Raw genomic sequence first — 20,634 nt, forward strand, 5'->3', positions numbered from 1 at the left:
TCAGGCAGCCTCATATCTCGACACCGTGAACGGCGCCTTGGTGCCGGTCGTCTCCACATGGAAACGCAGCAGCAGGTTCTTCGCCACCAGCGCACGATACTCCGCCGTGGCGCGCATGTCCGTCAGCGGCGTGAAGTCTTCGGCAAACTTCGCCATCGCCGCCTCGACCGTTTCTTCGGTCCAAGGCTTGCCGACGAGCGCCTTTTCCACAACGCTCGCCCTCTTGGGCGTCGCCGCCATGCCGCCATAGGCGATGCGGACGTCTGCCACGGTGCCGTCCTTGGCAAGCTGCAGCCAGAAGGCACCGAGGGTGGCGGTGATGTCCTCGTCGCGGCGCTTGGTGATCTTGTAAACGGCGAAATGGTCGCCCTTGGCCGGCACCGGCACATGCACTGCCTCGACGAACTCGCCGGGCGCGCGGTCCTGCTTGCCATAGGCGATGAAGAAGTCCTGCAGCGGGATGGTGCGGCGTGTCTTGCCCTTGCGCAGCGTCAGTGTCGCGCCGAGCGCGATCAGTGGCGGTGGCGTGTCGCCGATCGGAGAGCCGTTGGCGATGTTGCCGCCGATGGTGCCCATGTTGCGGACCTGCTGGCCGCCGATGCGGTCGATGAGCGGGCCCAGCGCCGGAATGCGCTTCGACAACATCTCGAACGCCTCGGTGTAGGTGACGCCGGCACCGATGGAGATGACGCCCTTGTCATCGTCAAGCGAATGCAGGCCGTCGATGTTGGCGATGAAGACGGCGGGCGCGATGGCGCGCATGTGCTTGGTGACCCAGAGGCCGACGTCGGTCGAGCCGGCGACGACGGTCGCGGTCGGCTCGGCATCGAGCACGTCGGCGAGATCGTCGACGCTGGCCGGGATGACGAAGCGGTCCTTGCCCTCGCCGACCTCGACGCGGGTGCCGTCCTTGAAGGCTTCGAGGCGGGCGGTGATCGCCTTGCGCTCGACCAGCAGCGGATCCTTGGCCACCTTGCCGTAGTCGGAGATGGCGCGCGCGGCGCGCATGATCGCCTCGTAGCCGGTGCAGCGGCAGAGATTGCCCTGCAGCGACTTTTCGATCGCTTCGTCCGACGGCTCGGGCGAGCCCATCCACAGGCCGTAGAGCGACATCACGAAGCCCGGCGTGCAGAAGCCGCACTGCGAGCCATGGAAATCGACCATGGCCTGCTGCACCGGATGCAGTGTGCCCGCCTCGCCGGCCAGATGCTCGACGGTCACGACATGGCAGCCGTCGAGCGAAGCCACGAAGCGGATGCAGGCGTTGACGCTTTCATAGACCAGCTTGCCGGCAGACAGCCGGCCGACAAGCACCGTGCAGGCACCGCAGTCGCCCTCGGCGCAGCCTTCCTTGGTGCCGCGCAGCGTCCGGCGCAAGCGCAGATAGTCGAGCAGCGTTTCGTCGGGCGCGACCTGCGAAAGCGTCATGTCCTCGCCGTTGAGGATGAAGCGGATATGGTTGCGTGTCTTGACCGTCGCCATGGCTCAGCTGCCCCTGTAGGTGGAATAGCTGTAGGGGGAGATCAGCAGCGGCACATGATAGTGCGTTCGCTCGGCCATGCCAAAGCGGATCGGCACGATGTCGAGGAAAGCCGGCTGCGGCAGCTCGGTGCCTTGGCGGCGCAGATAGTCGCCGGCCGCGAAGACGAGTTCGTATTCGCCCGTCAGGAATTCGTCGCCGGCAAGCAGCGGCGCGTCGCAGCGGCCGTCGGAGTTGGTGGCGACCTTCTTGAGCAAGGTCCGCACATCGCCCTCGATGCGGAACAGCGAAATCGACAGCCCCTCGGCAGGCTTGCCGGATGCAGTGTCAAGGACATGGGTGGTGAGGCGTCCGCCTTCAGCCTTTGTCATTCGCTCTCCCTACTGGCGACACGCGCCATCATCATTGATTTTGCGCCATTTAAGGCCATTGCATAAGGTGCGGTCGAGAACACCGCTACAAAAAGACTTTCAAAATTTTTCGAGGGAATGTCTGCCGCTCCTTTCGCTATCCTGCTCCAGTGGCAGTAATCGACCGGTTCGAGGGATCATGCGTTACGTAAGAGACATGCGCGGCTATGGCGCGAACCCACCAGATCCGAAATGGCCCGGCCGCGCCAACGTCTGCGTGCAGTTCGTGGTCAATTACGAAGAGGGCGGCGAGAACAACGTCCTGCACGGCGACGCAGCCTCCGAAGCCTTCCTGTCCGAGATCGTGGGCGCGGCCCCGTGGCCGGGCAAGCGCCACTGGAACATGGAATCGATCTATGAATACGGCGCCCGCGCCGGCTTCTGGCGGCTCCACCGCATGTTCACCGAAACCAAGGTGCCGGTGACCGTCTACGGCGTCGCCACCGCCCTTGCCCGCTCGCCCGATCACGTCGCGGCGATGCAGGACGCGGACTGGGAAATCGCCTCGCACGGCCTGCGCTGGATCGACTACCGCGACCACGAGGAGGCTGCCGAACGCGCCGACCTGCTCGAAGCGATCCGCCTGCACACCGAAGTCGTCGGCGAACGCCCCACCGGCCTCTATCTCGGCCGCACTTCGGTCTATTCCGTGCGCCTCGCCGCGGCCGAAGGCGGCTTCGACTGGATTTCCGACACCTATGACGACGAGCTGCCCTACTGGCTCGACCATGACGGCCATGGCAATGCCATTCCGCCGCAGCTGGTCATCCCTTACACGCTCGATGCCAACGACATGCGTTTTGCGACCGCGCAAGGCTTCAACTCGGGCGACCAGTTCTACGCCTATCTCAAGGACAGCTTCGACACCCTCTATGACGAGGGCGCCAAGGGCCGCCCGCGCATGATGAGCATCGGCCTGCACTGCCGCCTCGTCGGCCGTCCCGGCCGTGCCGAGGCGCTGCGCCGCTTCATCGAGTACGTACAGGGCCACGATAAGGTCTGGATCGCCCGCCGCGCCGACATCGCCCGGCACTGGCGCGAAAACCACCCCTACCAGCCGCAGGCGCTGCGCCCTTCGCGCATGGCGCGCGACGAATTCGTCCAGCGCTTCGGCTCGATCTTCGAGCATTCGCCCTGGATCGCCGAACGCGCCTTCGAATTCGAGCTCGGACCGGCTCATGACAGCGCCGGCGGCCTGCACAATGCACTCTGCCGCGCCTTCCGATCGGCGAGCGAGACAGAGCGGCTCGGCGTGCTCGCCGCCCACCCCGACCTCGCCGGCAAGCTGGCCCAGGCCAAGCGCCTGACGGAGGAATCAACCAAGGAGCAGGCATCCGCCGGCCTCGACGCGCTGACCGACGCCGAGCGCACCCGCTTCACCGAGCTCAATGCCACCTATGTCGAGAAATTCAGCTTCCCCTTCATCATCGCAGTGCGCGACAATGACAAGGCAAGCATCCTGAAGGCATTCGAGACCCGCATCGCCAACAGCCGCGACCAGGAATTTGCCGCCGCCTGCAAGCAGGTGGAACGCATCGCCTGGTATCGCCTCAACGACCTCCTTCCAAGCTAAGAAAAATGGCAAAACGCTCCTATTACGCGCCGAAAGGCGGCCTCCCTCCCCAGACGGACCTGATCACCGACCGCGCCGTCTTCACCGAAGCCTATGCGGTGATCCCGAAGCGCGAGTTTTCGGACATCGTCACCAGCTTCCTGCCGCACTGGGACAAGACGCGGCTGTGGGTCATCGCCCGTCCGCTCTCGGGCTTCGCCGAAACCTTCTCGCAATACATCATGGAAGTGCAGCCCGGCGGCGGCAGCGACCGGCCGGAACCCGATGCGGGCGCCGAAGGCGTGTTCTTCGTCGTCGAAGGCGAAGTGACCGTGACCGTTGCCGGCAAGAGCCATGTGCTGACGCCGGGCGGCTACGCCTATTTGCCGCCGGCCAGCGGCTGGACGATGCGCAATGCCGGCGTAGAGACGGCGCGCTTCCACTGGATCCGCAAGGCCTATGAATATGTCGACGGCCTCGACGCGCCCGATCCACTGTTCCTGAACGACAACGACATCGAGCCGAATGCCATGCCGGATACGGATGGCAGATGGGCGACGACCCGCTTTGTCGATCCCAACGACCTGCGCCACGACATGCATGTCACCGTGGTGACGTTCGAGCCCGGCGGCATCATCCCCTTCCCGGAAACCCACGTCATGGAGCACGGCCTCTATGTGCTCGAAGGCAAGGCGGTCTACCGGCTGAACAACGACTGGGTCGAGGTCGAGGCCGGCGATTTCATGTGGCTGCGCGCCTTCTGCCCGCAGGCTTGTTATGCCGGCGGCCCCGGCAGGTTCCGCTACCTGCTCTACAAGGACGTCAACCGCCACATGCAGCTCGGCGCCTTCAACGCCACGCGCCGCCGCTGAGGGTCAGTCATGTCGGGTGAGATGAAGCGGATCGTGGCCAAGCCCCTGACGCGCGAGAACTTCGCCGAATTCGGCGAGGTGATCGACACCAACTGCGACAGCCACTACCCGATCAACGCAGGCAAATGCGAGCGCTATCACGCGCTCGCCCGTGTCGAGGCGGCCGGCCCCGACGGCCACGTCATCATCAACATCTTCAAGGGCACGCCCTATCCGTTCCCGCTGAAGCTTTCGATGGTCGAGCGCCACCCCTTCGGCAGCCAGGCCTTCATTCCGCTGTCGCCGCGGCCTTACCTCGTCGTCGTCTGCCACGACATCGGCGACGGCCCGGGCGAGCCGCACGCCTTCGTCGCCGCGCCCGGCCAGGGCGTCAACTATCCGCGCAATCTCTGGCACGGCGTACTGACGCCAATCGGCGAGAACCAGGACTTCGTCGTCGTCGACCGTGGCGGCACCGGCCCCAATCTCGAAGAGTTCCATTTCTCGCACCCCTACGAAATCGTCCTTCCGGAAGGCTTCTGAGCAAATGGCCGAACTCTCGCTGATCGAGCGCCTCTTCGACGTCATCGAACACGACATCGTGCCCAAGACCGCCGAAGGCGTGACGAAGGGCAACAAGCTGTTCGGCGCAGCACTGCTCGCCAAGGACGACCGTTCGCTGGTGCTGGCCGAGACCAACAACGAGCTCGAAAACCCGCTCTGGCACGGCGAGATGCATTGCCTGAAGCGCTTCTACGAAATGCCCAAGGCCAGCCGTGCCGACACCAAGGACCTGATCTTCCTGTCGACCCACGAGCCCTGCTCGTTGTGCCTGTCGGCCATCACCTGGGCTGGCTTCGACAATTTCTACTATCTGTTCAGTCACGAGGATTCGCGCGACAGCTTCGCCATCCCGCACGACCTGAAGATCCTGAAAGAGGTCTTCACGCTGGAGCCGGGCGGCTACAACGCCGACAACGCCTACTGGAAAAGCTTTTCGCTACGCAAACTGGTCCGCGAATTGCCCGAACCCGACCGCACGCGGATGGAAGAGCGCGTGGCCAGGATTTCGGCGCTCTACGACGAGATGTCCGGCACCTACCAGGCGAGCAAGGGCGACAACGACATCCCGCTGAACTGACGCGAACAGGCCAGAGAAATCCGCTCTCTGGCTCATTCGCCACCCTTTGCGTTTGGCATCCTGTCGCCTACTGATGGCGCAGGGAGCCACGCATGAAAACCATCACCGAATTTCCGCGCGACATCGTCGAATTTCCCGACATGGGCATCGTCATGCCCGATGGCACGCGCCTGTCGGCGCGGGTGTGGATGCCCGCCGATGCCGACCAGGACCCGGTGCCCGCCATCCTCGAGCACCTGCCCTACCGCAAGCGCGACGGTACGACGACGCGCGACTGCCTGACCCATCCCTACTTCGCTGGCCATGGCTACGCCTGCATCCGCGTCGACATGCGCGGCAACGGCGATTCCGAAGGGCTGATGGACGACGAATACACCGAGCAGGAATGGCAGGACGCCTGCGACGTCATTGCATGGGCCGCAGCCCAGCCCTGGTGCAACGGCAAGGTCGGCATGATGGGCATCTCCTGGGGCGGCTTCAACGGCCTGCAGGTGGCGGCGAAACAGCCAACGGCCCTGAAGGCTGTCATCACTTTGTGCTCGACCGACGACCGGTATGCCGACGACATCCACTACAAGGGCGGGTTGCTGCTCAACGAGAACATGGGCTGGGGTGCGACCATGCTGTCCTACTCGTCGCGACCGCCAGACCCAGCACTCGTCGGCGACAAATGGCGCGACATATGGCTCGACAGGCTTGAGCATGAGCCGTTCCTGCCGGCGGTCTGGCTGAAGCACCAGACCCGCGATGCCTACTGGAAACGGGGCTCGGTCAACGAAAACTATTCCGCCATCAAGGCCGCCGTGCTGGCTATCGGCGGCTGGGGCGACGCCTACAAAAATGCGGTGTCCCGTCTGGTCGAGGGCGTACAGGCGCCGGTCAAGGGCATCGTCGGCCCGTGGATCCACAAATACCCGCATTTCGCCGTACCCAATCCGGCCATCGGCTTCCTGCAGGAGGCCCTGCGCTGGTGGGACCGTTGGCTCAAGAGCAAGGACACCGGCGTCGAAGACGACCCGGCGATGCGTCTCTACGTCATGGATTCCGAGCCGCCGCGCGACTGGTATCTCGAACGCCCGGGCCGCTGGATCGCCGAACGGCAATGGCCGTCGCCGAACATTGCCGCCACGCGCCTTGCGCTCGGTGCGAATGGCATTTTGGCCGAGGACGCCAGGCTCGACGCGGCCGTTTCGATTAACTCGCCCCAGGATTGCGGCATGGACGGCGGCGAGTATTGCGCCATCTGGCTCGGGCCTGAACTGCCGGGCGACCAGCGCGTCGACGACGGAAAATCCGCATGTTTCGACGGTGCTGTGCTCGACGTCCCGCTCGACATTGTCGGGGCGCCGGTCATCCGCCTGAAGCTCGCAACCGACCGCCGGCACGGCATGGTCGCGGTGCGACTGTGCGACGTCCAGCCGGACGGCGCCTCGACCCGCATCACCTATGGCGTGCTCAACCTGTGCCACCGCAACGGCCACGAATTCCCTCAGGAGATTGTGCCCGGCGAGACGATGGCGATCACGCTCAAGCTCGACGACATCGCCTATAGGGTACTGCCCGGCAACAGGTTGCGGATCGCCGTGTCCTCGACCTACTGGCCGCTTGTCTGGCCCTCGCCCGAAGAGGTCACGCTGACCCTCCATGACGGCGCCATCGACCTGCCGGTACGCCCCTCCGGCGACGGCGATGAATGGACCTTCGAGGAGCCCGAGGGGGCGACGCCCTGGCAGACCGAAACATTGCGCGAAAGTTCGAACAGCCGCACCGTCGAACGCGACGAAGCGGCCGGCACGGTCAGCCTGCGCATTGTCGACGACTTCGGCGAAATCCGCGATTCCGACCACGGCCTGGTCATCGGCGATGTCGCCCGCGAACTCTGGACAATCGATCCATCCGACCCGCTTTCTGCCCATGGCGAGACCCACTGGACGCAGACTTTGTCGAGAAACGACTGGGCCGTCCGGACCGAAACTTTCACGACCATGCGTTCTGACGGCCAAAACTTCCAGCTGACCGGCCGGATCGAGGCCTATGAAGGCGAGACGCTGGTGTTCGAACGAGATTTCGACGAAATCATCGCACGCGATCACATCTGACGCGGAAGCGGCTTGGTCCAAAAGCGACGTGGCGATTGCGCCACTCGATGTCGCATTCGGCCTTGCCGATGCCCTTACGTTACGGTCAATATTGCCACCAGAAGTCGAGCAATAACGACCGCCAGAGTGAGGAGCCTTTCCAATGTCGAATGAACTGGAATATCTGAGCCGCCGGGTCGCTGCGGGCAAGTTGAACCGCCGTGACTTCCTGGGCCGCGCCGCGGCCCTGGGTGTCGCGGCAAGTTTCGCGAACTCGTTGCTCGCCAGCGCCGCCAAGGCCGAGGGCCCCGTCAAGGGCGGTGTCCTTCGCGCCGGCATGCAGGGTGGTGCCGCCACCGACAGCCTCGATCCGGCGTCGTGGTCGAGCCAGGTGCCCTATTTCTTCGGCCGCCAGTGGGGCGAGCAGCTGGTGCAGATCTCGCCCGAGGGCGAGCCCAAGCCGGCGCTCGCCGAGGAATGGGGCGCATCCGACGACGCCAAGACCTGGACCTTCAAGATCCGCAAGGGCGTGCAGTTCCACGACGGCAAGGAGATGACCCCCGCCGACGTCGTCGCGACCATCGAACGCCATTCCGACGAGAAGGCGAAGTCCGGCGCGCTTGGCCTGATGGGCGGCATCGCCTCGGTCAAGGCCGACGGCCAGAACGTCGTGTTCGAGCTCAAGGAGGCCAACGCCGACCTGCCCTTCCTGCTCGACGACTACCACCTGATGATCCAGCCCAATGGCGGCAAGGACAAGCCCGACGCCGGCATCGGCACTGGCCCCTACAAGATCACCGTCAACGAAGCCGGCGTGCGGCTCGGCGGCGAGAAGTTCGCCAATTACTGGCGTGACGACCGCGGCTTTGCCGACCAGATCGAAATCATTGTCATCAACGATGCCACGGCCCGCACGTCTGCGTTGCAGGGCGGCCAGGTCGATATCATCAACCGCGTCGAGCCGAAGATCGTCGAGTTGATCAAGCGCGTGCCGGGTGTGGTCATCCGCAACGTCGCCGGCCGCGGCCATTACGTCTTCATCGCCCACACCAACACGGCGCCCTTCGACAACAACGATCTGAGGCTTGCGCTGAAATACGCGCTCGACCGCGAGGAGATGCTGCAGAAGATTCTGATGGGCTACGGCTCGGTCGGCAACGACACGCCGATCAACAAGGCCTATCCGCTGTTCACCGAGATGGAGCAGCGCAAATACGATCCGGAAAAGGCAGCCTTCCACTACAAGAAGTCGGGCCATTCCGGCTCGGTTCTGCTGCGCACCTCCGACGTCGCCTTCCCCGGTGCGGTCGATGCCGCCCAGCTCTACCAGCAGAGCGCGGCCAAGGCCGGCATCACGCTCGAGGTCAAGCGCGAGCCCGGCGACGGCTACTGGTCGGAAGTCTGGAACAAGCAGCCCTACTCGGCTTCCTACTGGGGCGGGCGCCCGACCCAGGACCAGATGTATTCGACCGCCTACTATTCCAAAGCCGAATGGAACGACACGCGTTTCCAGCGCGAGGACTTCGACAAGATGCTGTTTGCGGCGCGTTCCGAGCTCGACAACGACAAGCGTAAGAAACTCTACGCCGACATGGGCCAGATCGTCCGCGACGAAGGCGGCGTGATCACCCCGATGTTCAACGACTTCATCGACGCAACCAGCGCCAAGGTCGGCGGCTGGGTCGATGACGGCAACCAGGAGATGATGGGCGGCTACGCGCTGTCGAAGTGCTGGCTGAACGCCTGACAAGGGCGTTGAGCGCATGTCCAATCCGATTCTGAAACTGATCGCCCAGCGCATTGCGCTGGGCCTTCTCCTGCTCCTGGCCGTTTCGGTCCTGATCTTCGCCGGCACCCAGATCCTGCCCGGCGATGTCGCCCAATCCATCCTCGGCCAGTCGGCCACGCCCCAGGCGCTCGCCAATCTGCGCGAGGAACTCGGCCTCAACGACCCCGCCATCGTCCGCTATTTCAGGTGGCTCGGCGGCGTCCTCACCGGCGACCTCGGCACGGCCCTGTCGAGCCGGCAGGACATCGCCGCCTCGATCGGCGGACGTCTGTGGAACACGCTGTTCCTCGCCTTCTGGGCGGCTGTCGTTTCCGTACCGCTGGCGATCATCCTCGGCCTGCTGGCCGTGCGCTATCGCAATGGCTGGATCGACAAGACCATCTCCGGCCTGGCGCTGGCATCGACCTCGCTGCCCGAGTTCTTCATCGGCTACCTCCTGGTCTATTTCTTCGCCGTGAAGCTGCAGTGGTTCCCGGGCATCTCCACCGTCTATGACGGCATGCCGTTCCTCGAACGCATGAAGGCGATCGCCCTGCCGGCTACTGCGCTGACACTGGTGGTGCTGGCCCACATGATGCGTATGACCCGGGCCGCGATCCTCAATGTCATGCAGTCGGCCTATATCGAGACGGCGGAGCTCAAGGGTCTTTCGCCCTTCGACATCATCCGCAAGCACGCCTTTCCCAATGCGATTGCGCCGATCATCAACGTGGTCATGCTCAACCTTGCCTTCCTCATCGTCGGCGTGGTCGTGATCGAGGTGATCTTCGTCTATCCCGGCATGGGGCAATACCTCGTCGACCATGTCGCCAAGCGCGACGTGCCGGTGGTGCAGGCAGTGGGGCTGATCTTCGCAGCGGTCTATATCGGCCTCAACATCGTCGCCGACATTGCCGCCATCGTCGCCAATCCACGCCTCCGGCATCCGAAGTGAGGGGCGCGCCATGCTGGACCTGAAACGCATCCCCCTTGGCGCCGCGATCGGCCTGATCCTGACCGCATTGTTCCTCATCGCGGCGATCTTCGCGCCGCTGATCGCACCCTATGGCCTCGGCGAGATCGTCGGCGACGTCTGGGCGCCGGCCTCCGGCCAGTTCCTGCTCGGCACCGACAATCTCGGCCGTGACCTGCTTTCGCGCATGATCTACGGCGCGCGCACCACCATCTTCATCGCCGTCATGGCAACCACCTTGTCGTTTTCGCTCGGCGCGATACTGGGCTTCACCGCCGCCGTCGTCGGCGGCTGGTTCGACACCGGCATGTCGCGCTTCGTCGACTTGCTGATGGCGATCCCGACGCTGATCTTCGCGCTCGTGGTGCTGTCGGTGCTGCCTTCGACCTTGCTGACCCTGATCCTGGTGATGGGCATTCTCGACGCAACGCGCGTCTACCGGCTGTCGCGCGCGGTTGCCGTCGACATCAACGTCATGGACTTCGTCGAGGCGGCCAAGCTGCGCGGCGAAGGCAAGGGCTGGATCATCTTCCGCGAGATCCTGCCCAATGCGCTGTCGCCGCTGGTCTCGGAACTCGGCCTGCGCTTCATCTATGCCGTCCTGTTCCTGTCGGCTCTGTCCTTCCTCGGCCTGGGCGTGCAACCGCCTGACGCCGACTGGGGCGGCATGGTCAAGGAAAACAAGGACGGCATCGTCTTCGGCATCCCGGCAGCACTGATCCCGGCCGCCGCGATCGCCGCACTCGCCATCTCCGTCAACCTCGTCGCCGACTGGGTGCTCAACCGCACCACCGATCTCAAGGGAGGGCGTGGCAATGGCTAAGGCACCCGCGAACGGCTCCGGCCCGCTGCTCGACATCCGCAACCTCAGGATCGAGGCAAAGGTCTACCCACCCGGCGAGGCACCGCGCACCATCACCCTGGTGCACGACGTGTCGCTGACGCTGGAAAAGGGCAAGGTGCTTGGCCTGATCGGTGAATCGGGCGCCGGCAAGTCGACCATCGGCCTGTCGTCGATGGCCTATGGCCGCGGCGGCGTAAAGATCACCGGCGGCGAGATCCTGCTCAACGGCCGCGACATCCGTAAGGGTGGCACGCAAGGCATCCGCGCCCTGCGCGGCCGCGAGGTCTGCTATGTCGCGCAGTCGGCGGCGGCAGCGTTCAACCCGGCACACCGGCTGATGGATCAGGTCGTCGAAGCCTCGATCCTGCACGGCGTGGCGAGCCGGGCGGAGGCCGAAAAGCGGGCTGTTGCACTGTTCAGGAAACTCAGCCTTCCCGATCCTGAAAACATCGGCCAGCGCTTCCCGCACCAGGTCTCGGGCGGGCAGCTTCAGCGCGTCATGACGGCCATGGCGCTGTGCTCCGAGCCGGACCTGATCGTCTTCGACGAGCCGACGACCGCACTCGACGTCACCACCCAGATCGACGTGCTCGCCGCGATCAAGGAGGCGATCCGCGACACCGGCGTGGCAGCGCTCTACATCAGCCACGACCTCGCCGTGGTCGCGCAGGTCTCCGACGAGATCATGGTGCTTCGGCACGGCAGGCTGGTCGAATGGGGCGGCACACGCCAGATCATCAAGGAGCCACGCCAGGAATACACCTCAGCACTCGTCTCGGTGCACGAGATCGAACACCAGGAGAAGGAACCCGGCGCCAACCCGTTCCTTTCGGTCAGGAACGTCACCGCCGCTTATGGCGGTGGCACGATCAAAGTGTTGAAGAACGTCTCGGTGGACATCCTGCCAGGCCAGACGCTGGCCGTGGTCGGCGAATCCGGCTCCGGCAAGTCGACGCTGGCCCGCGCCATCACCGGCCTTCTGCCGCCCGAGCAGGGCAGCATCACCTTTGCCGGCCGCACGCTTTCCAATCGCCTCGCCGACCGCAGCCGCGACGACCTGCGCGAGTTGCAGATGATCTACCAGATGGCAGACGTGGCGATGAACCCGCGCCAGACCGTGGGCACGATCATCGGCCGGCCGCTGGAGTTCTATTTCGGCATGGGGGGCAAGGAGCGCGATGCCCGCGTCGCCGAACTGCTCGACAAGATCGAGATGGGTCGCGGCTTTGCTGATCGCTATCCGGCCGAGCTTTCCGGCGGGCAGAAGCAGCGCGTCTGCATCGCCCGTGCGCTCGCCGCCAAGCCGCGTCTGATCATCTGCGACGAAGTGACGAGCGCGCTCGACCCGCTGGTCGCCAACGGCATCCTCAAGCTGCTGCTCGGCCTGCAGGCCGAGGAAGGCGTCGCTTATCTCTTCATCACCCACGACCTCGCCACGGTGAAGTCGATCGCCGATTCCATCGCCGTCATGTACCGCGGCGAGGTGGTGCGCTATGGGCCGAAATCGGAAGTGCTGAAACCTCCCTTCGACGCCTACACCGACCTGCTGCTCTCGTCGGTGCCGAAAATGGAGATCGGCTGGCTGGAAAAGGCCATCGGCGGACGCAGGATGGCCAGCGCGGGGAATTGAGGGAACAAAATAGGTGCGTCCTTCGAAGCTAGCCTTTCAGGCGAGCACCTCAGGATGAGGACCGTTGCGTTCCTTCGCACCCCTCTCTGGCCTGCCGGCCATCTCCCCCGCAAGGAGGGGAGATCATGGCTTCATCGGCCCGGGCGGCCACCACAAAGATTGCAAGCCGGGCCCTGCTGGTTCGCAGGATGGGCGCAAACGGCGGCGTGACTAATCTCCTCCCTTGCGGGGGAGATGGCCGGCAGGCCGGAGGGGGGGTGCGAAGGCGCGCTAACCTCTAACTGTCACCAAACCCACTCGCCACGCCCCAGCACAGCCACAGCATCGACGATACGCGTGAAGCTTTCGCGGGCGCGGCCAACGCTGTGGCGGGCGCGGAGATAGCCGTGCACAAGCCCAGCCTCCTCGAACCAGAACGCCTTGCCGCCGGCGGCGACGATGCGCTCGCCATAGGCCTCGCCGTCCGACGACAGCGGGTCGCATTCGGCAGTAATGACGACAGTCGGTGGCAGGTTGGCGAAATCGCCATCGGCCAGCGGCGACAGCGTGATGTCACCGGTGCGGTCTTCCCCGCCGGTGCGGATATCCTGGTAGAAATCGAGGTCGCGCATGGTCAGCATCGGTGCCTCGGTGTGCCTGACATAGGAACCGCGGCTGCGGTCGCCGCCAAGGCCGGGATAGATCAACAACTGCCCGACCGGATGGCGCTTGTGGCCGCGCGTCGCATGGCTGATGGCAGCCGCGATGTTGCCGCCGGCGCTGTCGCCAGCGAGCACGATGGGCTGCACGTAGGTAGCGATCGCCCATTCGAAGGCGGCCATGGCGTCGTCGAATGCCGCCGGATGTCGGCGCTCGGGCGCCAGCCTGTAGTCGACCGACACGACCTCGTAGCCGGTTCGGCCGCAGAGCTCGGCGCAGACATCGTCATGGCTGTCGAGCCCGCCGAGGATGAAGCCGCCGCCGTGGAAATAAAGCACGACCGCTTCCGCCGCGTTGCCGACCAGGCGATAGATGCGGACGGGCACGTCGCACCCCGGAGCAGCGATAGCCGTCGTCTCGGCCGACACGCCCTCCGGGTAACCGGCGAAGAACTCCCGGCACATGCGGTCGTAGATCTCGCGCTGTTGGACGATCGTGTAGTCAACGGTATCGGGCGGATAGTACGATTTCGTCCGCTCGATGAACGCCCAGGTCTCGGCGTCGATGAGCTTTGTATAGTCGGTCATTGGAGCAGGCCTTGGGAATTGCCGCGCCCTACGTTGCCCCCCTCTGGCCTGCCGGCCATCTCCCCCAAGAGAGGGGAGATCACCTGTCGTCCCGACTTTCGCCAACCGCCAACGTTACAAGAGGTGGGCCGCCGGCGAAGCGCTTGATCTCTCCCCTCGTGGGGGAGATGGCCGGCAGGCCAGAGGGGGGCGAGACGGAACGTAATCACCTCCACGGAGCCTACTTCCCCTTCCACACCGGGTCCCGCTTCTCCGCGAACGCCTTGAAGCCCTCAAGATTGTCCTCCGAGGCGTAGAGCTCGTCCACCGTTGGGAATTGCCGCTTGGTGATGCGGTTCATCGTCTCCTGGAAACCCATCACCTCGGCCGCGCGCGCCACCTCCTTGATGGCGGCGAAGACCAGCGGCGGGCCGCCGGCGAGCAGCCGGGCGATCTCCCAGACGCGGCCTTCGAGCTTGTCGGCCGGCATTACCTCGTTGACCAGCCCCCAGCGATGCGCCTCGGCGACATCCATCCAGCGGCCGGTGAGCAGGAGGTCCATCGCCACGTGATAGGGAATGCGCTTGGGCAGCTTGATGGTCGCGGCGTCCGCCAGCGTGCCGGCCTTGATTTCGGGCAGCGCGAAGCTCGAATGCTCCGAGGCGTAGATCAGGTCGCAGGACAGCGCCAATTCGAAGCCGCCACCCACCGCCATGCCGTTGACGCAGGCAATGACCGGCTTGTTGAGGTCGCGTAGCTCCTGCAACCCGCCGAATCCGCCGACGCCATAGTCGCCATCGACCGCATCGCCGCTTGCCGCAGCCTTCAGGTCCCAGCCGGCCGAGAAGAATTTTTCCCCCGCCGTCTTCACTATGGCGATGCGCAGGCCGTCATCGTCGCGGAAGGCCTTGAACGTCTGCCCGAGCAGCCGGGACGTGGCGAGGTCGATGGCGTTGGCCTTGGGCCGGTCGAGCGTGACCTCGAGGATCACACCCTCCCTGCGGGTCTTGATGACGTCGGACATTGCGCTTTCTCCATTGCCCCTCACCCTTACCCTCTCCCCGTGGAAAACGGGGAGAGGGGGGCGTCGGCGTCGTGATTTTCCTCCTTCTCCCCGTCATTACGGGGAGAAGGTCCGGTAGGGGATGAGGGGCTGTTTAAGGCCAACACCAGCAGCGCATCGGCGATCCAGGCACCCTGCCCTTCGCCACAGACGATCAGCGGATTGATGTCGAGTTCCTCGATACGGTCGGCATGATCGGACACAAAACCGGCAATGGCCATTATTGCATCCACGGCCGCACCGACGTCCGCCCTGGCACGGCCACGATAGCCGTCGAGCAGCGGGTACATCTTCAACCCCTTCAGCGCAGCCTCGACCTCGCCGCGCGAGGCAGGGAGCAGCAGCGTGGCGCTGTCCTTGATGAGTTCGACCAGCACGCCGCCGGTGCCGATGGTCATGACAGGGCCGAACAGCGGATCGCGGGTGACGCCGACGATCAACTCGGCCACGCCGCCTGAGACCATCTTCTCGACATAGAGGCCGGTGCCGAGCGGCAAAAGGGCTGAAGCAGCCGCGCCGACCTCCTCGGCATTCTTCAAACTTAACCTGACGGCACCGAGTTCGCTCTTGTGGGCAACGCCCAGAGCCTTGAGCGCGACGGAATAGCCCAGCGCTTCCGCCGCCGCGATGGCCTCGGCGACGCTCGCCGCACGACGGCCGGCTGGCGCGGCAAGGCCAGCGTCGCGCAGCAAGGACTTGGCAGCGGCTTCGTCGAGCTGGGTATCCTCCCCCCTCGAGGGGGAGGTGCCCGCGAAGCGGGCGGAGGGGGTAACCTCAGAAGGCACCGCCGACGCATCGTGCACGACCCCATCCCGATCGGCTCCGCCGATCGACCCTCCCCTCAAGGGGGAGGGATCGCGCCGCCACGCCTCGCCAATCGTCGCTGCAGCCTCCGCCGCGTCCATCGCCTCGGCAATCCCCTGCAACGGCACGATGCCGCGCGAAAACAGGTCTGCGGCGTGGTCCTCGGTCAGGTTCTCCGACATCGACGCCACCACGGCACCTCGCGCGCCATTGGTCTTCAGCGCTACCTCGAAGGCCCGCACGGTCGGCCACCAGTCGGCGTCCGAGCAGCGGTCGTTGCGCGGGAAGTCGAGCACCAGCATGTTGAGGTCGAAACCGCCTGACGCCATCGCCGTGAAGGTGGCCGTCATCGCCGGTTCGTCGTTCCAAATGAAGGTGTGGTAGTCGAGCGGATTGGCGACCGCCACGAAGGCGCCGAGCGTCGATTTTATCCTCGTATAGTGCTCAGGCGTGAGCGCCGGGAAACGCAGCCGCCGGCCCTCGGCGCTGTCGGCCATGACCGACGCCTCGCCGCCCGAACAGCTCATCGAAGACAGCGTGAAGCCGGGCAGCGGGCCGACCGCGTGCAGCAGCTTCAGCGTTTCGAGCAACGACGGGATGGTGTCGACGCGAGCGATGCCCAGCCGCTTGAGGAAGGCATCCGAAGCGGCGTCCGACCCGGCGAGCGACGCCGTGTGCGAGATCGTCGCCTTGCGCGCCTGTTCGGAGCGGCCGACCTTCATGGCGACGATCGGCTTGCCCAGTTCGCGCGCCCGCGCCGCCAGCCGCTCGAAACCGTCTACGGTGTCGAAGCCTTCGATGTGCAGGCCAAGGCACGACACGCGCTCATCCTCGATCAGGCCCAGCGCCATTTGGGAAAGGCCGATCTGCGCCTGGTTGCCGGCGGTCATCAGGAAGGCGACCGGCAGGCCGCGCTTCTGCATGGTCAGGTTGCAGGCGATGTTGGAGGACTGCGTGATGATGGCAACGCCGCGAGTGCCCGGCGCCAGCCTCTGGCCGCCGTGCTGGTCGGGCCACAGAAGCGCTCCGTCGGCATAATTGATAAGGCCGTAGCAGTTGGGGCCGATGACCGGCATCTGGCCCGCAACTGTGACGAGTTCTCCCTGCAGCCGTTCGCCGTCGGCATCGTCGCTGCCAGCTTCGAGGAAGCCGGAGGCAAAGCAGATCGCCCCGCCGGCGCCGCGCTCGGCAAGTTGAGCAATCACCTCGATAGTCAGGAAGCGGTTGACGCCGACGAAGGCTGCGTCTGGGGCTGCGGGCAGCTCTGCGACCGAACGGAAAGTCCTGATGCCCTCGACCTTGTCCTTGGTCGGGTGCACCGGCCAGATGTCGCCGGCAAAGCCCATCTTCAGGCACTGCTTGACCACGGCCGCGGCCTGCGAGCCGCCGAACACCGCAATCGACCTAGGCCGCAGCAGGCGTTCGAGGCGCCCTTTACCCTCCCCCTTGTGGAGAGGGTCGACGCGCAGCGTCGAGGTGGGGGTGTCAGAAGTCGAGCAAGACATTGTTTCACCCCCACCCGGCCCTGCGGGCCACCCTCCCCACAAGGGGGAGGGTCGAACAAGAAACCAGATCGCTCATCCGCCCACCGCCCTGAGCAGCGCGCGCGAAATGATGTGGCGCTGGATTTCCGACGTGCCTTCCCAGATGCGTTCGACGCGCGCGTCGCGCCAGATGCGCTCCAGCGGCAGGTCGTCCATCAGGCCCATGCCGCCATGGATCTGGATCGCCTCGTCGGCGACGAAGGCGAGCATTTCCGTGGCCTTGAGTTTGGCCATCGCCATGTCCTGGTCGGTGACCGTGCCCTGGTCGTATTTCCAGCCGGCCTCCATCACCATCAGCTCGGCTGCCTTGAGCTCGGTCGCCATGTCGGCCAGCTTGAACGACACGCCCTGGAACTTGCCGATCTGCTGGCCGAATTGCTCGCGCTGGGCGGCGTATTCGACGGCATGGTTGAGCGCGCGCTCGGCGCGGCCGAGGCAGGTGGCACCCACCTGAAGGCGCGTCGCACCCAGCCAGCTGTTGGCGACTTCGAAACCCTTGTGCACCTCGCCGAGCACTTGAGCTGCCGGCAGGCGACAATCGTCGAACTCCAGCACCGAATTGGTGTAGCCGCGATGCGAGACGTTGCGGTAGCCGTCGCGTACGGTGAACCCAGGCGTGCCCTTGTCGACGAAAAACGCAGTGATCTTCTTGCGCTTGCCGCGCGGCGACTCCTCTTCGCCGGAGGCCATGAAGACGATGGCGAAGTCGGCGATGTCGGCATGGGAGATGAAGTGCTTGGTGCCGTTCAGCACCCAGTCGCTGCCGTCCTGGACAGCACTGGCCTTCATGCCGCGCAGGTCGGAACCGGCGCCAGGCTCGGTCATCGCCAAACAGTCCGATTTCTCGCCGCGAATGCAGGGGAAGAGATACTTCTCGCGCTGCTCCGCCGTGCCGGCGAGCAGGATGTTGGACGGGCGCGCCACGCAGGTCCAGTGCAGCGCGTAGTTGGCGCGGCCGAGCTCCTTTTCGTAGAGCAGCCAGGTCAGCGTATCGAGCCCGGCACCGCCGACATCAGCCGGCATGTTGGCGGCATAGAGCCCGGCGGCAATCGCCTTTGCCTTGATCTCCTCGACCAGCTCGCGCCGGAGATGGCCGGTGCGCTCGACCTCGCCCTCGTGCGGATAGAGCTCGTTCTCGACGAACGCGCGGGTGGTGTCGACGATGAGCTGCTGTTCCTCGGACAGACCGAAATGCATCGTCTCAGCCCTTCTTCTTGGCAGCTGCCTTCTTCACCGGCTTGCTCGCCTTGGCCTTTTCGGCAGCCTTGGAGACCTTGGGCTTGGCCTGGGCGGCGAGCTGCTTGGTGTAGTCCTTGTAGAGCGCGCCGGCGCCCCAGCCCTTGCCCTTGTTCTGCTTGGACAGCGCATCCATGATCGCGACGAGATTGTCGTCGCGGATCTTTTCCAGCTCGCGGATCGACCATTTGTCGGACTGCTCGTCGGACTGGGTGGCGATCAGGTCGACCAGCTCGTCGTTGAACTCCGGCACGTCCATCAGCTTGGTCCACGGCCATTTCAGGCACGGCCCGAACTGCGCCATGAAGTGGCGCATGCCGGCCTCGCCACCGGCGACCCGATAGACCTGGAACATACCCATCTGGGCCCAGCGCAGGCCGAAGCCATAGCGCATGATGTCGTCCAGTTCCTCCACCGAGCAGATGCCGTCCTTGATCAGCCACAGCGCCTCGCGCCAGGCCGCTTCCAGCAGGCGGTCGCCGACGAAGGCCTCGATCTCCTTGCGGATGACGACAGGCTTCATGCCGATGGAAGAATAGATCTCCTTGGCGACCTCGATCGCCTCGGGGAAGGTCTGTGCGCCGCCGACGATCTCGACGATGGGCAGGAGATAGACCGGGTTGAACGGATGGCCGACCACCAGCCGCTCCGGATGCTTCTTCATCGCCACCTGCATGTCCGATGGCTTGATGCCGGAGGTCGACGAACCGATGATCGCATTGGCCGGCGCATGCATGTCGATCTCGGCCAGCACCTTGTGCTTGAGGTCGAGCCGCTCCGGCACGCTTTCCTGGATGAAGTCGGCGTCCGCCACCGCTTCCGCAATGGTCTTGGCGTAGGTCAGCTTGCCTTCCTTGGGCAGGCCGCCTGGCAGCATCTGCTTGTAGGCACGGCGCGCGCCCTTCATCACCTCGCCGACCTTGCGTGAGGCCTCCGGGTCGGGGTCGAAGATCGACACGTCGATGCCATTGAGCAGCAGCCGCGCCACCCAGCCGGCGCCGATAACCCCGCCGCCAATGGCGGCTGCTTTCGAGATTGTGCTCATGAAAATGCCCCTCCCGGCAGATTTGTCAGCGATCAGGCCGCCAGCGGCGCGCGCTTGACGAGGTTCAGTTTCTTGCGCACCTCTTCCGGCCCGATAACTCGCGCGCCCAAGGTCTCGACGACGGTGACCGCCTTCTCGACCAGCTGCGCGTTGGTGGCGAGAACGCCCTTGTCGAGCCAGAGATTGTCCTCGAGGCCGACGCGCACATTGCCGCCGGCCAGCACAGCCGCCGCCGCATAGGCCATCTGGTTGCGGCCGAGCGAGAAGGCCGAGAAGGTCCAGCTCTTCGGCACGTTGTTGACCATCGCCATGAAGGTGTTGAGGTCGTCAGGCGCGCCCCACGGCACGCCCATGCACAGTTGCACCAGCGCGTCGGGCGCAAGCACGCCCTCCTCGACCAGTTGCTTGGCGAACCAGAGGTGGCCGGTGTCGAATGCCTCGATCTCGGGCTTCACGCCCATCGCCGTCATCATGCCGCCCATGGCGCGCAGCATGCCCGGCGTGTTGGTCATGACATAGTCGGCCTCGGCGAAGTTCATCGTGCCGCAGTCGAGCGTGCAGATCTCCGGCAGGCACTGGCGCACATGCTCGACGCGGTTGGTGGCGCCGCCCATGTCGGTGCCGGCTTCCTTCAGCGGCAACGGGCTTTCGACGCCGCCGAACACCATGTCGCCGCCCATGCCGGCGGTCAGGTTCAGCACCACGTCGACATTGGCCTCGCGAATGCGCTCGGTCACCTCGCGGTAGAGATGGATGTCGCGACGCGGCTTGCCGGTGTCGGGATCGCGGACGTGGCAGTGGACGATCGCCGCTCCCGCCTTGGCCGCCTCGATGGCCGAGTCGGCGATCTGCTTGGGCGAACGCGGCACCAGGTGGCTGCGATCCTGCGTGCCGCCGGACCCGGTCACGGCACAGGTAATGAAAACCTCGCGGTTCATCTCGAGCGGCATCGCATTCCTCCCTTACGAAACTTGACGGATCATCGCGCCGCTTGCGTGAACTTGTTTTGC

Annotated in this window: 17 protein-coding genes; 9 read left to right on the top strand and 8 right to left on the bottom strand. The window is 65.0% G+C overall.

Annotated features, from left to right (window positions below):
* Positions 1-1,482, bottom strand: a complete 1,482-nt coding sequence (xdhA, locus tag GGQ99_RS24185; protein WP_183264512.1) for a xanthine dehydrogenase small subunit — start codon at positions 1,480-1,482, stop codon at positions 1-3.
* A gap of 3 nt (positions 1,483-1,485) precedes the next feature.
* On the bottom strand, positions 1,486-1,851 hold the full coding sequence (uraH, locus tag GGQ99_RS24190; protein WP_108606989.1) for a hydroxyisourate hydrolase: 366 nt from the start codon (positions 1,849-1,851) through the stop codon (positions 1,486-1,488).
* A 178-nt stretch (positions 1,852-2,029) separates the two neighbouring features.
* Between uraH and puuE the strand changes: the two genes are divergently transcribed.
* The 9 genes from puuE (at position 2,030) to GGQ99_RS24235 (ending at position 12,727) form a co-directional block, all read left to right on the top strand.
* Complete coding sequence (gene puuE / locus GGQ99_RS24195; protein ID WP_183264513.1) at positions 2,030-3,463, top strand: allantoinase PuuE; 1,434 nt, start codon at positions 2,030-2,032, stop codon at positions 3,461-3,463.
* Positions 3,464-3,468: 5 nt separating this feature from the next.
* Positions 3,469-4,314: a bifunctional allantoicase/(S)-ureidoglycine aminohydrolase gene (locus GGQ99_RS24200; protein ID WP_183264514.1), complete on the top strand. Its 846-nt coding sequence runs from the start codon at positions 3,469-3,471 to the stop codon at positions 4,312-4,314.
* A gap of 21 nt (positions 4,315-4,335) precedes the next feature.
* Positions 4,336-4,836, top strand: a complete 501-nt coding sequence (locus GGQ99_RS24205; RefSeq protein WP_183264558.1) for an ureidoglycolate lyase — start codon at positions 4,336-4,338, stop codon at positions 4,834-4,836.
* Between the two features lie 4 nt (positions 4,837-4,840).
* Positions 4,841-5,434 carry a nucleoside deaminase gene (locus GGQ99_RS24210; RefSeq protein WP_183264515.1) on the top strand — a complete coding sequence of 198 codons (594 nt, stop codon included), beginning with the start codon at positions 4,841-4,843 and terminating at the stop codon, positions 5,432-5,434.
* A 92-nt stretch (positions 5,435-5,526) separates the two neighbouring features.
* A complete protein-coding gene (locus GGQ99_RS24215; RefSeq protein ID WP_183264516.1) occupies positions 5,527-7,533 on the top strand; it encodes a CocE/NonD family hydrolase in 2,007 nt (668 codons plus the stop codon).
* A gap of 142 nt (positions 7,534-7,675) precedes the next feature.
* A complete protein-coding gene (locus GGQ99_RS24220; protein WP_183264517.1) occupies positions 7,676-9,259 on the top strand; it encodes an ABC transporter substrate-binding protein in 1,584 nt (527 codons plus the stop codon).
* A 16-nt stretch (positions 9,260-9,275) separates the two neighbouring features.
* A complete protein-coding gene (locus GGQ99_RS24225) occupies positions 9,276-10,235 on the top strand; it encodes an ABC transporter permease (protein WP_108606981.1) in 960 nt (319 codons plus the stop codon).
* Positions 10,236-10,245: 10 nt separating this feature from the next.
* A complete protein-coding gene (locus tag GGQ99_RS24230; RefSeq protein WP_183264518.1) occupies positions 10,246-11,076 on the top strand; it encodes an ABC transporter permease in 831 nt (276 codons plus the stop codon).
* Positions 11,069-12,727, top strand: a complete 1,659-nt coding sequence (locus GGQ99_RS24235; RefSeq protein ID WP_183264519.1) for an ABC transporter ATP-binding protein — start codon at positions 11,069-11,071, stop codon at positions 12,725-12,727. The genes GGQ99_RS24230 and GGQ99_RS24235 overlap by 8 nt, the downstream gene beginning before the upstream one ends.
* 284 nt (positions 12,728-13,011) lie before the next feature.
* On the opposite strand, the gene GGQ99_RS24240 is transcribed toward GGQ99_RS24235, so the two are convergent.
* The 6 genes from GGQ99_RS24240 to bcoG form a co-directional block, all read right to left on the bottom strand.
* Positions 13,012-13,953, bottom strand: a complete 942-nt coding sequence (locus GGQ99_RS24240; RefSeq protein WP_183264520.1) for an alpha/beta hydrolase — start codon at positions 13,951-13,953, stop codon at positions 13,012-13,014.
* A 220-nt stretch (positions 13,954-14,173) separates the two neighbouring features.
* Positions 14,174-14,956 carry a carnitinyl-CoA dehydratase gene (locus GGQ99_RS24245; protein WP_183264521.1) on the bottom strand — a complete coding sequence of 261 codons (783 nt, stop codon included), beginning with the start codon at positions 14,954-14,956 and terminating at the stop codon, positions 14,174-14,176.
* 26 nt (positions 14,957-14,982) lie between these two features.
* Positions 14,983-17,304: an acetate--CoA ligase family protein gene (locus GGQ99_RS24250; protein WP_183264522.1), complete on the bottom strand. Its 2,322-nt coding sequence runs from the start codon at positions 17,302-17,304 to the stop codon at positions 14,983-14,985.
* A gap of 72 nt (positions 17,305-17,376) precedes the next feature.
* A complete protein-coding gene (locus GGQ99_RS24255) occupies positions 17,377-18,540 on the bottom strand; it encodes an acyl-CoA dehydrogenase family protein (protein ID WP_183264523.1) in 1,164 nt (387 codons plus the stop codon).
* A 4-nt stretch (positions 18,541-18,544) separates the two neighbouring features.
* Positions 18,545-19,624, bottom strand: coding sequence for a carnitine 3-dehydrogenase (locus GGQ99_RS24260; RefSeq protein WP_183264524.1), 1,080 nt, complete (start codon positions 19,622-19,624; stop codon positions 18,545-18,547).
* 32 nt (positions 19,625-19,656) lie between these two features.
* Positions 19,657-20,574: a 3-dehydrocarnitine:acetyl-CoA trimethylamine transferase BcoG gene (gene bcoG / locus GGQ99_RS24265; protein ID WP_108606973.1), complete on the bottom strand. Its 918-nt coding sequence runs from the start codon at positions 20,572-20,574 to the stop codon at positions 19,657-19,659.
* Positions 20,575-20,634: the final 60 nt, after the last annotated feature.

This window comes from Aminobacter niigataensis, assembly GCF_014200015.1.
Classification (GTDB): Bacteria; Pseudomonadota; Alphaproteobacteria; order Rhizobiales; family Rhizobiaceae; genus Aminobacter; species Aminobacter niigataensis.

What these genes read in the sequence shown, in the direction of transcription:
- GGQ99_RS24255 (WP_183264523.1), bottom strand. Translation starts at nt 18,540, where the DNA reads ATGCATTTCGGTCTGTCCGAGGAACAGCAGCTCATCGTCGACACCACC.
- GGQ99_RS24230 (WP_183264518.1), top strand. Translation starts at nt 10,246, where the DNA reads ATGCTGGACCTGAAACGCATCCCCCTTGGCGCCGCGATCGGCCTGATC.
- GGQ99_RS24210 (WP_183264515.1), top strand. Translation starts at nt 4,841, where the DNA reads ATGGCCGAACTCTCGCTGATCGAGCGCCTCTTCGACGTCATCGAACAC.
- GGQ99_RS24235 (WP_183264519.1), top strand. Translation starts at nt 11,069, where the DNA reads ATGGCTAAGGCACCCGCGAACGGCTCCGGCCCGCTGCTCGACATCCGC.
- GGQ99_RS24260 (WP_183264524.1), bottom strand. Translation starts at nt 19,624, where the DNA reads ATGAGCACAATCTCGAAAGCAGCCGCCATTGGCGGCGGGGTTATCGGC.
- GGQ99_RS24205 (WP_183264558.1), top strand. Translation starts at nt 4,336, where the DNA reads ATGAAGCGGATCGTGGCCAAGCCCCTGACGCGCGAGAACTTCGCCGAA.
- GGQ99_RS24245 (WP_183264521.1), bottom strand. Translation starts at nt 14,956, where the DNA reads ATGTCCGACGTCATCAAGACCCGCAGGGAGGGTGTGATCCTCGAGGTC.
- GGQ99_RS24215 (WP_183264516.1), top strand. Translation starts at nt 5,527, where the DNA reads ATGAAAACCATCACCGAATTTCCGCGCGACATCGTCGAATTTCCCGAC.
- puuE (WP_183264513.1), top strand. Translation starts at nt 2,030, where the DNA reads ATGCGTTACGTAAGAGACATGCGCGGCTATGGCGCGAACCCACCAGAT.
- GGQ99_RS24220 (WP_183264517.1), top strand. Translation starts at nt 7,676, where the DNA reads ATGTCGAATGAACTGGAATATCTGAGCCGCCGGGTCGCTGCGGGCAAG.
- GGQ99_RS24240 (WP_183264520.1), bottom strand. Translation starts at nt 13,953, where the DNA reads ATGACCGACTATACAAAGCTCATCGACGCCGAGACCTGGGCGTTCATC.
- uraH (WP_108606989.1), bottom strand. Translation starts at nt 1,851, where the DNA reads ATGACAAAGGCTGAAGGCGGACGCCTCACCACCCATGTCCTTGACACT.
- GGQ99_RS24250 (WP_183264522.1), bottom strand. Translation starts at nt 17,304, where the DNA reads ATGTCTTGCTCGACTTCTGACACCCCCACCTCGACGCTGCGCGTCGAC.
- GGQ99_RS24225 (WP_108606981.1), top strand. Translation starts at nt 9,276, where the DNA reads ATGTCCAATCCGATTCTGAAACTGATCGCCCAGCGCATTGCGCTGGGC.
- bcoG (WP_108606973.1), bottom strand. Translation starts at nt 20,574, where the DNA reads ATGCCGCTCGAGATGAACCGCGAGGTTTTCATTACCTGTGCCGTGACC.
- GGQ99_RS24200 (WP_183264514.1), top strand. Translation starts at nt 3,469, where the DNA reads ATGGCAAAACGCTCCTATTACGCGCCGAAAGGCGGCCTCCCTCCCCAG.
- xdhA (WP_183264512.1), bottom strand. Translation starts at nt 1,482, where the DNA reads ATGGCGACGGTCAAGACACGCAACCATATCCGCTTCATCCTCAACGGC.